We start from the raw sequence: 14,529 nt of genomic DNA, 5'->3' as shown, positions 1-14,529 counted from the left end.
ATTGGCTTTAGCTCATAAAAACTCGAAACCACAGTCCCATCGGTGACAAAACACCGGTGGTAATATTTTTAATTTCGCCATCTCGAATAATCACAACGGTGGGAGTGACTCGTACTCCCCAATTCTGACTCTGTGTGCCAGTGACATCATTTAAAACAGAGAATTGATACTCATTTTCTTGCATGTATTGGCGGATCTGAGCGTCATCTCCAGACGAGAGAGCAACGCTGACGACAGGGTTATCTTGCGAAAAACGTTCGATCGTTGGGCTCACAAGGCTGCATGCGCCACACCAAGTCGCCCAAAAATAAACCACAACGGGTTGATTTTTACTGAGTTCGTTAACATCTAAGATTTCACCATTTAGCCCTGTTCCAACAATGTGCGGAGCCGATCCTGATGGCATGTTGGCACTGTAGTAGTAATCTAATGCGAACGAAAATAGGCTGACAATCAACAGAATAGAGATCAGCTCTTTTGCCCATTTTTTGATTTTCTTGGGTTTCTTATCTGGTTCTGAATCGTGTTTGCTTTTATCTATTTTCATTTTTTCAACTCCATTAAATTCACTTCCATCTATATTGACCTGTATTCTAGCGTTTTTCTTTCATATCGATGTTATTGCCTCGGCATATTTGCGTAGTGTGCTCTCATTCGAGCAGGGCTCTGCACATTCAAAGTTAGGAATTTAAGGGCGGTTTAGTTCAGAATAGTTGAGCTAGAGATCTGATTTTTGATAGAAAAGTCAGCGTGATTCTTATCTCCACCTGGAATGATAGGTTAGACTCTGCGCTCATATTTAAACCAAGGAAAGGGACATGAACGCGGTTCGAGTCGGAGAAAGGGAAATTATACCCACTAAAATAGTGTGCATTGGGCGAAACTATGTCGATCACATTAAAGAGTTAAATAATCCGATACCAGAACAGATGGTCGTGTTCAATAAGCCTAATAACTGCGTAACGTCGACGCTCTCTTCGTTCCATCAAGAGCCATTACATTACGAGGCTGAAATCTGCTTTCTTGTTGAACAGGGGCGATTATCAGCGGTAGGAATTGGTCTTGATCTGACCAAGCGTAATTTGCAGTCTTATCTCAAAAACAAAGGTTTACCTTGGGAAAGGGCCAAAGCATTTGATGGCTCGGCGGTGATGAGTCGTTTTATTAGCCTTGATCACATTGATGTGAAAACATTGCAGATCGAACTCTATATTAATTGTGTTCGCGTACAGTGCGGGCAAGTCGAACAGATGCTCTATCCACCACTCGCTATTTTAGCTGAGCTTGAAACCTACACGACACTTTACGATGGCGACATCATCATGAGCGGTACCCCCAAAGGCGTTGGAGAAGTTCATGCTGGAGACGTTTTTCTTGGGCGTTTAAAGAGTGGAGACAAAACGCTGATAGAAATTGAATGGCAAGCAAAGTAAAGCTTTTAGTTGCTTAGTTGCCATTTCATTTAAGTCTACTTGTAATAGATAACGGAACCAGTGCTAAACGAAAGCTAGTTTAGTATGAATACGTTAAGCACTAAGAACAGCAGCATGCTCACTATTGTTGTGAGGAGAACATTTTTCGTCTTCCATGCAATAAAAACCGCAATCACAGCGCCCCATAAATAAGGGTTCTGAACGGAAAGGGACAAGGTGCTGTCGGGCATAAATACAATTGGCCCCCAAATCGCAGTCAGAACCGCAGGGCTTGAATAACTGAGCAACTTTTGCGCTTGCGCGTTGAGTCTTAATGGTAATTTGGGCTCTAAAAATAGATACCGGCTAAGAAAGACTAAAGCGGTCATTGCGAAAATAGAGAGGATTACCATGACTGTTCCCCCCAATATTTTTCCGTTAGATAACCGAGCAGCATTCCACCCACACTTGCGAACATGAGACTGCCTTCAATTTGCCAATAAGTGAGGCCAACGGATAGCACGAGTGCACCTAGTACAGAGACTAATATGGGGATGTTCTTGATGGTCGGGATCACGATTGCGATGAACGTTGCGGCAACCGCAAACTCTAACCCGAGTTCATTCAGTGCCGGAATGTAGCTTCCTGCGACAATACCAGCAAAAGTGGCAAGGTTCCAAAACAGATAGAAACTCAACCCTGCGCCAAGGGCATACCAACGGTTAAACTGTTTATCTGTCTGGTGTCCGCATACCGCAAATAGCTCGTCGGTTAATAGAAAACCTAGTGATAACCGCCACCGCAAGGGAAGAGGACTGATTTTACTTCGCATCGACACGCTATAAAGAAAGTGGCGTGAAGTAATGAAGAAGGTGGTCAACAGCATCGTCGTTAACCCCGCGCCAGCCTTAATCATGCCCATTGCGACCAATTGTGCCGAGCCAGCAAATAGAATGGCTGACAGCGCTTGCCCTTCTAAAGGGTGTAATCCAATATCAATCGCAAATGATCCTGCTAATAACCCCCACGGTAAGACGGCAATGCTTAATGGGATCATGGCAACCATGCCCTGTAAAAAAAGTCGAGTGTTAGAATCTGTCATGGTGTCGGTCATTGTCTTTGTATGCATCATTTTTCTTCAATGAGTATTCGGTCTATTTATTTAGCCACTGTTGAAATGATGGTGATTGTATAAAATTGCTCAATAGAGCTTTAGATATTGCCCCGGGGTTATTCCCATGGCTTTTTTAAAGTGTCGATGCAAATGGCTTTGATCGTGAAACCCTGTCTCTTGCGCCGTATCAGATAACGAGAGCCCTTGCTTCATTAGCTTTCTAGCCATGCGTAATCGAGACTGAATTTGATACGCGTGTGGAGGCAAACCAAACGTTTTTTGGAATGATCGGACTAAGTGGTATGGGCTAAGGCCACTTAGTTGTGAGAGATCACTAAGAGATACATCCGCTTGCGGAAAATCATCGAGAAACTCTTTGATCAGCAAAAGTGGCTTTTGTGCCTTACCTTCATGGTTTATTGAATGCCTAGACTTACCATGCTTCCCCATCAATTTAACGAGGGAAGCATAAATTAAGGTTTCTCTTAATAAGCGATTATCTGAGTGTTCGAGGGTGTTGAATACGAGTCTAAACTGGTTGGCAAGTTCTGGATCATAGACGACAGGTTCGGGAAAATATGGAGCACCAGCATGGGCTTGATTCAGCTCTCGGCTAATCTCTTCTAACTGCTGAGGAAGAGGATACATGGCTTTATATGCCCATCCACCTTCTGTTGCTGAGTGGCCACTATGCACCTCATCTGCATTAATTAAGATGATGCTATCTTGTGGTGCAATATGATTGCCTCCAGTTCGATAAAAACTCTGAGCTCCTCTCTCAATGACACCTACTGTGTAACCCTCATGGCTGTGACGAGAGAAGTTTTGTTTCTCGTATTGAGCATCCAAAATTTCCAGCCCACCGAGCTCTTCCGCTACTTGGTAGTGAGCAATCTCTTTTTTGGTTTTCGCCTGAGCCACATGAGTTCCATTTGAGACTTGAATGAGTTTTATCAGTGTAACGCAATTAACAGGAAGAATTTTGTACAAAATTGCGCATGCTATGTTCTTGAACTGTTAAAAATATCGCTGCCTGATGTGCTTCTATTTTAATCTATCGCCATTTACTTGATTTGCAGTCTATCAGTCATGGTAATGGTCCTTATGTTGGTATAAAATTCGCCGCTGAATTTATAAGGCAAAATATAATAATGATAGATATTTCAATTCTTCCGGTTTATTTAACCGCTGTCGTTGCGTTGCTACTGCTGCCTGGGCCAGACATGCTTTTGATTGCAAGCTCAAGTATCAGTTACGGCCGTAAAGTGGGCGTTTTTGCAAGTTTGGGAAATGCGACATCGGGGATTATTTTAACCTTACTCGCATCGTTAGGGGTTTCAGCACTTATCGCAATGAGCCCAATTGCATTGAAAGGTTTAACCCTTCTTGGCGGTGCGTACTTGCTGAAAATGGGATGGGATAACGTTCGTGCTCAAGCTGATGTTGCTCCTGAACTAGATCAAACATCAAAAATGGCGACGACTTACTATCAGCGTGCTCTTGTCAGTAACTTGCTAAACCCAAAAGCGTTACTGTTCTTTGTTATGTTCTTGCCTCAATTTGTATCAACGAACATTGCCGCTTCTTCTGGTGAACAAATGCTGGCATTAGGTTTACTGCTTAATGTTTTGGGCTTGTTGTTCAACTTTATTATTGTCGCGTTAGTGGGAACTCTGGGAAAAACGTTGGTAAATAATGTTCAATTCCGCACTTATCAGAATAAATTCATGGGCGCGATTTTTGTCTTCCTCGGCATCTGGTTATTGAGCTCATTCGTGACATCGTTGTAAGTCGTTAGATTCGACATTATTTTCAAGCTTTGAGTGATTATTGGAAAAGAAATGTGAAAGCCAGCATTGGATTGCTGGCTTTTTTGTACCTATTTAAATGCTAAGGCTTGATTGGTGTAGGGCGATCAACTGCGCCATTGCATTATTGGCTTTCTCTTGTACAAACTGATAGTCATCGCCTTCTTTAAACTGCTCGATGACTTCGTAATAGCACTTCAATTTTGGCTCTGTTCCTGATGGGCGCACAATGATCCGCGCGTCATTGTCTAAGTGGTAAATGAGTACATCACTCGCGGGTAGGTTGATCTCTTCTGTCTTTCCATCTGCCGTAAATCTCAATGATGCTTTAAGATCTTCAGTGATCAGTACTTTAAAGCCCGCGATCTCTTTTGGTGGAGTCTCGCGTAATTTATCTCCCATTGATGGAGAGTTTGGCTCAAGAGCAATGCTGCGCTGAGCATTCACATAGACACCATGTTGACGATAGATACTTTCAAGTTGATCCCATATCGTTTTCCCTTGGCTGTATAGCTCAGCTGCGAGTTGCGCGAAAGCGACCAAGGCAGAAAGACCATCTTTGTCCCATACCTTGCTGCCAACTGTGTAGCCTAGCGCCTCCTCATAAGCAAAAAGGAACTGTTTCTCTTCACTCTGTCTTTGCATGGCGACATTGGTGAGCCATTTGAAACCCGTTAGAGTTTGGAAATATTCAGCGCCTTTGTCCTGAGCTATTTTTTGCAGCAGTCTTGACGATACAATGGTATTCCCTACCAGTTGCTTGGTGGCGTCAGTATGGCGGAGCAGATACTCACCAAATAGAATCCCAACCTGATCGCCTGTTAACATTTTATAATCTCCCTCAGGCGTTCGAACCGCGAGGGCGAAACGATCGGCGTCAGGATCATTAGCACAGGCGAGTTCAGCATCCACTGAATCCGCTAGGGCAATTACCATGTCCATGGCTCCTGCTTCTTCAGGGTTAGGGAAGTTCACGGTTGGGAATGTGCCATCGGGTTCCCGTTGTTCTGACACGCTGAGGACCTTTTTAAACCCTGCATCATGCAGTAGAGTTTCCGCCATTTCAGCGCCTACGCCATGCATTGCCGTATACGCAACAGAAATCGAGAGCGGGTCAGTATGATTAGAGAGCAACTCGTTAGAATTCATGGTTTCGCGATAGCTTTGGTAGTAATTATCCTCTAGCCAAACGAGTAAGCCTTTTGCATGGGCGTCACTTAGTGACATTTGCGGAATAGGTTTTGTCGCAGCAATGTCGATCTCTGCGGCGATCCCTGAATCATGAGGAGGAATGATTTGAGCCCCGTTTTCCCAGTAAACTTTAAACCCGTTGTATTCAGGAGGATTGTGGCTTGCTGTAACGACCACAGCCGCGGCGGCATTAAAGTGTTCAATGCCATAAGCGACAATCGGTGTGGCGGCCACTTTACTGGTTAGGTAGACCTTAATTCCGAGAGAGGTTAATACGCTGGCGGTATCGTGAGCAAACTGCTTGGAATCGGTTCGCCCATCATAGCCAATGACAACCCCGCGCTTGCAAGTGTCATTGGTGTGATCAATAAGGTAATGGCCAAGACCTGTCGCCGTTTCTTGGATCACTAAGCGATTCATCCTGTTGGGGCCAGCCCCGACCATTCCCCTTAATCCTGCGGTTCCAAACTGAAGTCTAGAGTGGAAGCGATTCTCTAGTTCGTCGTGTTCGTGCGTATCGATGAGGTATTGAAGTTCTTCGCGAGTTTTAGGATCTGGATCTCTTTCTAACCAGTGAGTGATTGCTTGCATCATAGTCTGAACCCTGTACTTGTTCTTAATCATCATTAATAAGCTTAATGTAAACGATATTCATTATCAATTGGTTGAGCGCAATCGCTAAACCTAGATTTGTTATCGATTCTCATTTACTGGATGAGTTTTATATTCTGTCCCTTGAACAATTATAGATCTCTAACTAGCCTTTATTAACATAAATATAACAAATTGATTTTTAGTCATGTTACTAGGAAACAGATTGCACGGATGATCGGCATCGACCAACTATGGCGAGAGATGACCCAGGAGGGGCCTTTGAAAGAACTATTGATGATAGCAAAGCGACTAGTCCTTATCTTTATTGGGTCTCACTCCGCGCTCGCATTTTCAGGTGATTCTTCATTGAATATGACGAAAGGGGTCACTGACATTAGTGGCAAAGTCTATGACTTACATATGCTGATTTTTTATATCTGTTGTGCGATCGCTTTGATTGTTTTTGGTGTGATGTTCTATTCAATATTTCATCACCGAAAGTCAAAAGGTGCGGTTGCTGCGCATTTTCATGAAAGCACTAAGGTCGAAATTCTCTGGACCGTTATTCCCATCATCATTCTTATCGCAATGGCGATCCCTGCAACCAAAACATTGATCGCGATGGAAGATACGTCGCAGTCAGATTTGACGATTAAGATCACGGGATCACAGTGGAAGTGGCATTACAGCTATTTTGGACAAGATGTCGAATTTTTTAGTTTGTTGGCGACCAGTTCAAAGCAGATTGAAGGCGTAGAGGAGAAAGGAGCGCACTACTTACTCGAAGTCGATAACCCACTTGTTGTGCCTATTAACCGTAAAATCCGATTTTTACTGACTTCTGATGATGTTATTCACTCATGGTGGGTCCCTGACTTTGCCGTCAAAAAGGATACGATCCCGGGCTTTATCAACGAAGCATGGACAAAAATAGATAAGCCAGGCGTGTACCGAGGCCAGTGTGCCGAACTGTGTGGACGAGCTCATGGGTTTATGCCGATTGTGGTGCATGCAATGGAAGAGGATAACTATGAAGCATGGTTGGCAGAGAAAAAAGAGGCATTAGTTAAGGCAAAACAGGCGGCCTTAAGTGCTTTAGACCAATCCCTTTCAATGGAGAAGTTAATGGCGACAGGCGAAGCGGTCTACTTGGCCCGATGTTCCGTCTGCCACCAAGTTTCGGGCGCGGGTATTCCTGGCGCTTTTCCAGCGATTAAAGGCAGCGCTGTTGCAACGGGAGATCGATCTGCCCATATCGATGTGATTGTGAACGGTCGAAGTGGTACCGCTATGCAGGCGTTTGTAAATCAGTTAACGGAAGAAGAGATCGCAGCCGTCGTGACTTACCAACGTAATGCATGGGGAAATGATACCGGTGATTTGGTTCAAGCTTCGGATGTGAATTCGTTTAAACAGCAGACAGCGAAGGGTGATTTATGAAAACGTCAATAGAGTCGAAACAGAAACAATCTGCCGCTGTTGATGATGAGTTGAACCATTCTGCGAGTGGAAACACGAGTGATGATCATTCCGAGCATCACGCTCCAAGTGGTATAGCGCGATGGGTTTACTCTACTAATCATAAAGACATCGGCACTCTCTATTTATGGTTCAGCTTCATTATGTTTTTGACAGGTGGAGCCATGGCGATGGTGATCCGAGCGGAGCTATTCCAACCGGGTTTGCAGCTGATTGAGCCGGATTTTTTCAACCAAATGACCACGGTTCACGGGCTTATCATGGTGTTCGGTGCCGTAATGCCAGCCTTTACTGGGTTAGCGAATTGGATGATTCCGATGATGATTGGTGCGCCGGATATGGCGTTACCAAGAATGAATAATTTGAGTTTTTGGATCTTACCTTTTGCCTTTCTGATCTTGATTGCTTCCCTATTTACAGAAGGTGGTGGACCTAATTTCGGTTGGACATTTTATGCGCCGCTGTCGACAACTTACGGCCCTGACAGTACCGCTTTATTTGTATTTTCCGTTCATATCATGGGAATAAGCTCAATCATGGGGGCAATTAATGTCATCGTCACCATATTCAATATGCGAGCGCCGGGGATGACACTGATGAAAATGCCAATGTTCGTTTGGACTTGGCTGATTACTGCGTTTCTTTTGATTGCGGTGATGCCTGTTTTAGCCGGGGCGGTCACCATGGTTCTCACCGATAAATATTTTGGAACCAGCTTCTTTGATGCTGCTGGTGGTGGGGATCCGGTGATGTTTCAGCATATATTCTGGTTCTTTGGTCACCCCGAAGTTTACATCATGATTTTGCCATCTTTTGGGATTATTTCAGCGATAGTACCAGCCTTTAGCGGTAAGCGTTTGTTTGGGTATCACTCGATGGTGTATGCCACTTGCAGTATTGCACTGCTCTCTTTCTTAGTTTGGGCGCATCATATGTTTACCACTGGAATGCCCGTTTTTGCCGAACTCTTTTTCATGTATTGCACCATGTTAATTGCAGTGCCCACCGGAGTAAAAGTGTTCAATTGGGTGGCGACAATGTGGCGAGGTGCTCTGACGTTTGAAACTCCGATGTTGTTTGCTATTGCGTTTATTGTGCTCTTTACCATTGGTGGATTTTCAGGACTGATGCTGGCCATTGTGCCTGCGGATTTCCAATATCATGACACCTATTTTGTGGTGGCTCATTTCCATTATGTGCTGGTGACGGGGGCGGTATTCTCCATCATGGCAGCCGCATATTACTGGCTGCCTAAATGGACAGGGAATATGTATGACCAAAGATTAAGTTTGTGGCATTTTTGGTGTTCAGTGATCTCTGTGAACGTACTGTTCTTCCCAATGCATTTTCTTGGTTTGGCTGGAATGCCAAGGCGGATCCCTGACTATGCGATTCAGTTTGCCGATATTAATCAGGTCGTCTCAATCGGTGGTTTTGCATTTGGTTTATCTCAATTGATCTTCTTATGGTTAGTGATCAAATGCACTCGGGGCGGTGAAAAAGCGAGCGCAAAACCTTGGGGTAGGGCTGAAGGGTTAGAGTGGACGGTGCCGAGTCCCGCGCCTCATCATACCTTTACCACACCTCCGAAAATTGATGATTAAGGTGATGTGATGGAGAAGAAGAGTGACATTTCAAACCTTAAGCAGTCTAACCGAAAGTTGGTTGTGATTCTGTGTGCAAGCGTGATTGGAATGTTTGGCTTTGGTTTCGCACTTGTCCCTTTGTACGACGTGATGTGTGACGTTTTCGGTATCAACGGAAAGACCAATACCGTTTCAGCTATTCAACCTCAAGGGATGCAACCTGACGTTTCTCGAACCATACGAGTCGAACTGATGGCGCATATCTCACCAGACATGCCATGGACGTTTGTTCCGCAAAGTCGAGTGATTGATGTTCACCCGGGGCAAGTCATTCAAACTGCATATTTGGCATCAAATCAATCACATTCTCCTTTAGTTGGACAGGCTGTACCGTCTGTATCTCCGGGCCTTGGGGCCAGTTATTTTAATAAAATAGAGTGTTTTTGCTTTAATCAACAACCGTTAGAAGCGAATGCGCAAGCTGAGATGCCATTGATATTTTACATTGAACCGGATATTCCCGATTCAATCCACACATTGACCTTGTCATACACCCTTTTCAACATCACCACGAAAGAAAATTTAGATTTAGAAAGTAACAATGTCGATGCAAATAAAGAGAGCACAGATACGCGTGATGCCAGCGAGTTGGCAAAGCTATCATTACCTGCCCAAATTGAGCTGAGTAATATCGGCAGCCGCGCTGCTCAAGGAGTCTCACCATGAGTTCAAAACATCAAACTTATTACGTTCCTGCCCAGAGTCACTGGCCGATTGTTGGTGCGATTGCTCTGTTCTTGGTCGCTGTCGGGGCTGGTCTAACGGTGCAAAGCCTTGATACTGATTCAAGTGGTATTGGCGGAAAAATAGTGCTGTTCATTGGCTTTGGGGTGTTGCTCTATATGCTCGCTGGGTGGTTCAGTAATGTCATTTCCGAATCATTATCAGGTCTCTATTCTGAGCAAATATCTCGCTCATTTCGTCAGGGGATGAGTTGGTTTATTTTTTCTGAAGTCATGTTCTTTGGTGCATTTTTTGGCGCTCTTTTTTACGCTCGGATGCTATCCATACCTTGGCTCGGTGGCGCTGATAATAACGCGATGACACATGAAGTATTGTGGCCTTCATTTGAAGCTATTTGGCCTTTGACTCAAACGCCAAGTGGTGAACAAACGGAGGCGATGTCTTGGCAAGGGATCCCACTTAAAAACACCATATTGCTATTACTCTCTTCGGTTACCTTGCACTTGGCGCATATCAGTTTAGAGAAGAATAAGCGTATGGCTCTGATTGTATGGTTAGAGCTGACGATCGTGCTAGCTGCTTTTTTCCTCTATTTTCAAGTGGTTGAATACGTACATGCTTACCAAGAGATGGGCTTAACGCTTCAGTCTGGAATTTATGGTAATACCTTTTTTATGCTCACGGGTTTTCATGGTCTCCATGTTTTTCTGGGAACGACTTTCTTGATCGTATTGCTGGCGAGGGTCGCCTTTGATCACTTTACCCCTCACGATCATTTTGCCTTTCAAGCCGGAAGTTGGTACTGGCACTTTGTTGATGTGGTTTGGTTAGGTTTGTTTGTTTTTGTTTATGTCTTGTAACCTAATAAGGGCGGGGGTTGGGCTCGATCCACCCGGACAGAAATGCAATTAAAAGGAGCACGACCACCAAGGCGGAAAAGAAAACTCGACGGCCTAAAAAATGGCTAACTGGTTTCTTTTGAGAGCTCGATTCAAGTGGTGTTTTTGAAATATGAAGTAGGGCACGCATAAGATTAAATATGATGAAGAATAACAGTAGCACTAAAGCAATTTTAAACAGCAGTGGGAGCAACATAGCTTCTCCTAATAAACGTCTAGCTGAATCTTATTATTTTTGGTTGGCACTGCTAATAACTGTGGTCGTATTTACTGTATTGGTCAAATTGGGTTTATGGCAGCAATCTCGTGGGGAAGAAAAACAACAGCTTGAAAGAGCAATTGCTGATCGCGCTAACCGAGATTACGTGCCTTTGGAATCTATTCTCGTTTCGGATGATGGCACCACTTTTTTAGGCACAAGACGCGATTTAGGTACAAGAAATGAGTTAAGTACAGCAAATGAATTAGCTGCAAGAAACGATTTAGACATACATAAGCGTTCAGATGCGAAAAATATAGTTGGTACAAAAGTGGTGGTAACGGTGATCCCCAATAGTGATCAAGTTTTCCTACTTGATAATCAAACGTATCAAAACAGAGTGGGGTACTTGGGGTATCAACTTGCTCAGATCCAATCAAAGGATGCCTCGTTAAATGGAAAGTGGATTGCTATTGAATTAGGTTTTATCGCCGGCACATCATCGCGAGATAAACTTCCTTCGGTTCGGGTGTTGCCAGATACGATAAAAACGCTTGAGGGTAGGCTGTATTCCCCATCAATCAATCCATTAAGTGATCAGCTTTATCTTGAAGATACATTTCCTTATCGCATTCAAAATTGGAGTTTTTCACAATTGAGTGCATATACTGAATTAGACCTAATTAAATTGATTATCCAACCAATTCAACCGTTAGATGCGAAATCGTGGGCTTATCCTCAACCATGGAAACCACTCCCCATGACATCGCAGAAACATTTTGGTTATGCGGTTCAGTGGTTTGTTATGGCGGCTGTGTTTTTAAGTTTATGTATTTGGTTATGGATAAAAATGCTTAACCCAAGGAGGGGTAAATGAGTACGAAGCTAAGAGGTCGATTAATGCTGATTGGGCTAGTGTTTGTATTTACCTTACCCGCCATTATGGCAAAAACGGTGCTGGATAATCATTGGTATCAGTCAGGAGTAACAAATCAAGGGGTGTTGATTGAGCCTGCTACCTCTTTGGTTTCTCTGGGAATCGATAATCCGTTTGAGTCCCAAGCTTGGCATTTGGGATATGTCGTGCCTGCACGTTGTGATCTATTTTGCCAACGTCAAATCCATCTTCTGACTCAAAGCCATACCGCTCTTGGAAAGTATAAAGAGCGAGTAGTTCCTGTGTTTTATGTGCGCTCTGATGAGGACTTCGATCGAGTTTCTGCACTATCGGATTTCCAAGTGGTTAAAGTGGGACAAGCACTAGACGCTACAGCGAAAGCCTTTGATTATATGATTGTTGATCCACTTGGTCAGTTGGTGATGCGATACCCGAAAGCGGAGTCTGAAGAGGCGCTTGCTTCTCAAAGTAAAGGACTGCTTGCGGATTTAAGGAAACTATTGAAGCTTTCTCGAGTTGGGTAGTGACAACCTAAAGTTGAGACGTAGCAAGATTCAATGGTGAGTGTTCAAGGAGTAAGAACATGAAGTTGATTGTGTTAGTGAAATTTAGCCTGATACTGACTGCGGTTGTGATCATGTTGGGGGCATATACGCGGTTATCGGATGCCGGATTAGGTTGCCCTGATTGGCCCGGTTGTTATGGACAAATAGGTGCACCATCAAGTGAATCTCAGCTGCTTGATGCTAAAAATTTGTACCCTAATGAAGTTGTCGACTCTCACAAAGCTTGGCTTGAAATGATCCATCGCTATTTCGCTGGCACATTAGGGCTGGTTATTTTTGCCATCGCATTTCTATCTATTCGTAGCAAAGAGATTCCACCTAGTTTGCCAATGATGCTGTGTGGTGTTGTCATATTTCAGGCGCTGCTGGGAATGTGGACGGTGACGATGAAACTCATGCCAATTGTGGTGATGGGGCATCTGTTAGGGGGCTTCGCTCTTTTCAGTCTTCTTACTCTTCTTTATTGTCGACTGCGAAAAAGAGAGCGCTTGATCGATCACTATAATGTGAACCCAGCACTGCGCCCAATCGCAATCGTCGCGCTTATTGTGGTTATTCTTCAAATCATGCTCGGAGGCTGGACCTCATCTAATTACGCCGCTCTTATGTGTAGCTCTCTGCCTATTTGTGAAGGAAATTGGCCAGAATTATTGAATTTTGAGCGCGCGTTCCAGCTCTATCAACCTGGTTTTGAAAGCTACGAATATGGTGTTCTCGACTATTCAGCAAGGATGACGATTCATATCACTCACCGTATCGGCGCGATGATCACTGCACTCGTTGTGTTTACTTTGGCTTTTAAACTGGCCAGTCAGTCTGATTCTGTTTTGAACCTAGCAGGCCGCCGACTCGGTTTGGTTTTGGCATTACAACTCGCATTAGGGATAAGTAATGTCGTGCTTCATTTACCTTTACCCATTGCTGTCGCACATAACATCGTGGCTGCATTGTTATTAGTCGGTGTCGTAAGTATCAACTATTTGCTTTGGAAGCCGCATTCGGTGGTGGATTTGTCAGGGAGTATTTCAAATGAATAAATCAGTGATGTTAGCCACAGGTAATATGGCCGAAAAATCGAGTTGGAAGCTCTACTTGACCCTAACCAAACCGAAAGTCGTCGCTCTTATGTTGTTAACTGCACTGGTGGGGATGTGCCTTGCTGTTCCGGGGAGTTTGCCGCTTAAAGAGACGATTTTAGGGTTGTTAGGGATCGGGCTAATGGCGGGCTCTGCGGCGGCTTTTAATCACCTGATTGATCGCCGTATTGATGCCATTATGGCGCGAACACATAAGCGCCCATTACCATCAGGGGATCTCGGCGTCGGGAAGGTGTTCTTTTTTGCATTGGGAATTGGCTGCCTTGGCTTCGCGATCCTATTTGCTGGCGTGAATGTACTGACGGCTTGGCTCACCTTTGCAAGTTTGCTTGGATATGCAGTGGTGTACACCATGTATCTAAAGCGAGCCACACCACAAAATATTGTCATTGCGGGGATCGCCGGAGCAATGCCTCCCTTGCTAGGTTGGACGGCGGTTACGAATGAACTGCACTCTCACGCTTGGTTGTTGGTCATGATTATATTCATTTGGACACCTCCGCACTTTTGGGCGTTGGCGATTCACAGAAAAGAGGATTACGCCAAAGCTGATATACCTATGCTTCCTGTGACTCATGGGGTTGAATACACCAAAACATCAATATTGTTGTATACCATTTTGCTGGCGCTAGTATGTGTTCTTCCTGTGCTTGTTGGGATGAGTGGCTTTATTTACTTTGCGAGTTCGTCTCTCTTGAGTGGCGCATTTATCTACCATGCATGGCAGTTGAAATTTAGAGCGAATGATAAGTCTGCCATCGACACATTCAAATTTTCTATTTACCACTTGATGCTGTTGTTTGTCGCCTTGCTTCTAGACCACTATTTGTCGTAATGGTGTCGATTTGCGACATGGAACATCTTGGATAGGAATAAACTGGTGTTTGAGCCTGAGTGTTTGAAATAGGGAGCTATAGTTAAAAGGGTACTAACAATAAGAGT

The 14,529-nt window shown here is 44.2% G+C and carries 15 protein-coding genes and 1 pseudogene; 10 read left to right on the top strand and 6 right to left on the bottom strand.

What is annotated here, in order from left to right:
• Positions 1–7: 7 nt before the first annotated feature.
• Positions 8–547, bottom strand: coding sequence for a protein disulfide oxidoreductase (locus L4C39_RS11605; protein ID WP_171755500.1), 540 nt, complete (start codon positions 545–547; stop codon positions 8–10).
• A gap of 271 nt (positions 548–818) precedes the next feature.
• On the opposite strand from L4C39_RS11605, the gene L4C39_RS11600 reads away from it, so the two are divergent.
• Positions 819–1,433, top strand: a complete 615-nt coding sequence (locus L4C39_RS11600) for a fumarylacetoacetate hydrolase family protein (protein ID WP_017052962.1) — start codon at positions 819–821, stop codon at positions 1,431–1,433.
• A 74-nt stretch (positions 1,434–1,507) separates the two neighbouring features.
• Here the strand turns inward: L4C39_RS11600 and L4C39_RS11595 are convergent, their stop codons facing one another.
• The 3 genes from L4C39_RS11595 to L4C39_RS11585 form a co-directional block, all read right to left on the bottom strand.
• Entirely contained in the window at positions 1,508–1,825 is a 318-nt protein-coding gene (locus L4C39_RS11595; RefSeq protein ID WP_136995111.1) for an AzlD domain-containing protein, read from the bottom strand.
• Positions 1,819–2,544: an AzlC family ABC transporter permease gene (locus tag L4C39_RS11590; protein ID WP_429746024.1), complete on the bottom strand. Its 726-nt coding sequence runs from the start codon at positions 2,542–2,544 to the stop codon at positions 1,819–1,821. Before L4C39_RS11590 ends, L4C39_RS11595 begins: the two co-directional genes overlap by 7 nt.
• 69 nt (positions 2,545–2,613) lie before the next feature.
• On the bottom strand, positions 2,614–3,447 hold the full coding sequence (locus tag L4C39_RS11585) for an AraC family transcriptional regulator (protein ID WP_429746022.1): 834 nt from the start codon (positions 3,445–3,447) through the stop codon (positions 2,614–2,616).
• A 230-nt stretch (positions 3,448–3,677) separates the two neighbouring features.
• Between L4C39_RS11585 and L4C39_RS11580 the strand changes: the two genes are divergently transcribed.
• Positions 3,678–4,316: a LysE family translocator gene (locus L4C39_RS11580; protein WP_017052958.1), complete on the top strand. Its 639-nt coding sequence runs from the start codon at positions 3,678–3,680 to the stop codon at positions 4,314–4,316.
• Positions 4,317–4,409: 93 nt separating this feature from the next.
• On the opposite strand, the gene L4C39_RS11575 is transcribed toward L4C39_RS11580, so the two are convergent.
• A complete protein-coding gene (locus L4C39_RS11575) occupies positions 4,410–6,119 on the bottom strand; it encodes a phospho-sugar mutase (protein WP_429746020.1) in 1,710 nt (569 codons plus the stop codon).
• Between the two features lie 360 nt (positions 6,120–6,479).
• On the opposite strand from L4C39_RS11575, the pseudogene coxB reads away from it, so the two are divergent.
• From coxB to L4C39_RS11555, 4 genes and pseudogenes are all read left to right on the top strand, one after another.
• Positions 6,480–7,559 (top strand): annotated as a pseudogene (gene coxB, locus L4C39_RS11570) (cytochrome c oxidase subunit II); the annotation flags it as partial.
• Positions 7,556–9,202 carry a cytochrome c oxidase subunit I gene (ctaD, locus tag L4C39_RS11565; protein ID WP_429746018.1) on the top strand — a complete coding sequence of 549 codons (1,647 nt, stop codon included), beginning with the start codon at positions 7,556–7,558 and terminating at the stop codon, positions 9,200–9,202. The pseudogene coxB and the gene ctaD, both read left to right, overlap by 4 nt.
• Positions 9,203–9,211: 9 nt before the next feature.
• Positions 9,212–9,910 (top strand): cytochrome c oxidase assembly protein, encoded by a 699-nt coding sequence (locus L4C39_RS11560; protein WP_429746016.1) that lies wholly within the window; start codon positions 9,212–9,214, stop codon positions 9,908–9,910.
• The gene (locus L4C39_RS11555; RefSeq protein WP_017052953.1) at positions 9,907–10,788 is read left to right on the top strand and encodes a cytochrome c oxidase subunit 3; all 882 of its coding nucleotides are present in this window, start codon (positions 9,907–9,909) and stop codon (positions 10,786–10,788) included. Before L4C39_RS11560 ends, L4C39_RS11555 begins: the two co-directional genes overlap by 4 nt.
• A 1-nt stretch (position 10,789) precedes the next feature.
• Here L4C39_RS11555 and L4C39_RS11550 read toward each other — a convergent pair whose 3' ends face one another.
• Positions 10,790–11,023: a DUF2909 domain-containing protein gene (locus tag L4C39_RS11550; protein WP_429746014.1), complete on the bottom strand. Its 234-nt coding sequence runs from the start codon at positions 11,021–11,023 to the stop codon at positions 10,790–10,792.
• Between L4C39_RS11550 and L4C39_RS11545 the strand changes: the two genes are divergently transcribed.
• The 4 genes from L4C39_RS11545 to cyoE are packed head-to-tail and all read left to right on the top strand — an operon-like array spanning position 10,968 to position 14,422.
• Positions 10,968–11,903, top strand: a complete 936-nt coding sequence (locus L4C39_RS11545) for an SURF1 family protein (RefSeq protein WP_371711707.1) — start codon at positions 10,968–10,970, stop codon at positions 11,901–11,903. The two genes, L4C39_RS11550 and L4C39_RS11545, sit on opposite strands and share 56 nt — an antisense overlap.
• On the top strand, positions 11,900–12,448 hold the full coding sequence (locus L4C39_RS11540; RefSeq protein ID WP_171755492.1) for a hypothetical protein: 549 nt from the start codon (positions 11,900–11,902) through the stop codon (positions 12,446–12,448). Before L4C39_RS11545 ends, L4C39_RS11540 begins: the two co-directional genes overlap by 4 nt.
• A gap of 59 nt (positions 12,449–12,507) precedes the next feature.
• The gene (locus L4C39_RS11535; RefSeq protein ID WP_429746012.1) at positions 12,508–13,527 is read left to right on the top strand and encodes a COX15/CtaA family protein; all 1,020 of its coding nucleotides are present in this window, start codon (positions 12,508–12,510) and stop codon (positions 13,525–13,527) included.
• Entirely contained in the window at positions 13,520–14,422 is a 903-nt protein-coding gene (cyoE, locus tag L4C39_RS11530) for a heme o synthase (RefSeq protein ID WP_429746010.1), read from the top strand. The genes L4C39_RS11535 and cyoE overlap by 8 nt, the downstream gene beginning before the upstream one ends.
• Positions 14,423–14,529 lie beyond the last annotated feature (107 nt).

The organism is Vibrio clamense (assembly GCF_050337905.1).
GTDB lineage: Bacteria > Pseudomonadota > Gammaproteobacteria > Enterobacterales > Vibrionaceae > Vibrio > Vibrio cortegadensis.
The sequence above is the reverse complement of the archived record's forward strand: the minus strand, read 5'-3'. Positions and strand labels throughout refer to the sequence as shown.

Bases quoted from the DNA above. Each gene is read 5' to 3' on its own strand.
- L4C39_RS11605 (WP_171755500.1), bottom strand. From the start codon at position 547: ATGAAAATAGATAAAAGCAAACACGATTCAGAACCAGATAAGAAACCC.
- L4C39_RS11600 (WP_017052962.1), top strand. From the start codon at position 819: ATGAACGCGGTTCGAGTCGGAGAAAGGGAAATTATACCCACTAAAATA.
- L4C39_RS11595 (WP_136995111.1), bottom strand. From the start codon at position 1,825: ATGGTAATCCTCTCTATTTTCGCAATGACCGCTTTAGTCTTTCTTAGC.
- L4C39_RS11590 (WP_429746024.1), bottom strand. From the start codon at position 2,544: ATGATGCATACAAAGACAATGACCGACACCATGACAGATTCTAACACT.
- L4C39_RS11580 (WP_017052958.1), top strand. From the start codon at position 3,678: ATGATAGATATTTCAATTCTTCCGGTTTATTTAACCGCTGTCGTTGCG.
- L4C39_RS11575 (WP_429746020.1), bottom strand. From the start codon at position 6,119: ATGATGCAAGCAATCACTCACTGGTTAGAAAGAGATCCAGATCCTAAA.
- ctaD (WP_429746018.1), top strand. From the start codon at position 7,556: ATGAAAACGTCAATAGAGTCGAAACAGAAACAATCTGCCGCTGTTGAT.
- L4C39_RS11560 (WP_429746016.1), top strand. From the start codon at position 9,212: ATGGAGAAGAAGAGTGACATTTCAAACCTTAAGCAGTCTAACCGAAAG.
- L4C39_RS11555 (WP_017052953.1), top strand. From the start codon at position 9,907: ATGAGTTCAAAACATCAAACTTATTACGTTCCTGCCCAGAGTCACTGG.
- L4C39_RS11545 (WP_371711707.1), top strand. From the start codon at position 10,968: ATGATGAAGAATAACAGTAGCACTAAAGCAATTTTAAACAGCAGTGGG.
- L4C39_RS11550 (WP_429746014.1), bottom strand. From the start codon at position 11,023: ATGTTGCTCCCACTGCTGTTTAAAATTGCTTTAGTGCTACTGTTATTC.
- L4C39_RS11540 (WP_171755492.1), top strand. From the start codon at position 11,900: ATGAGTACGAAGCTAAGAGGTCGATTAATGCTGATTGGGCTAGTGTTT.
- L4C39_RS11535 (WP_429746012.1), top strand. From the start codon at position 12,508: ATGAAGTTGATTGTGTTAGTGAAATTTAGCCTGATACTGACTGCGGTT.
- cyoE (WP_429746010.1), top strand. From the start codon at position 13,520: ATGAATAAATCAGTGATGTTAGCCACAGGTAATATGGCCGAAAAATCG.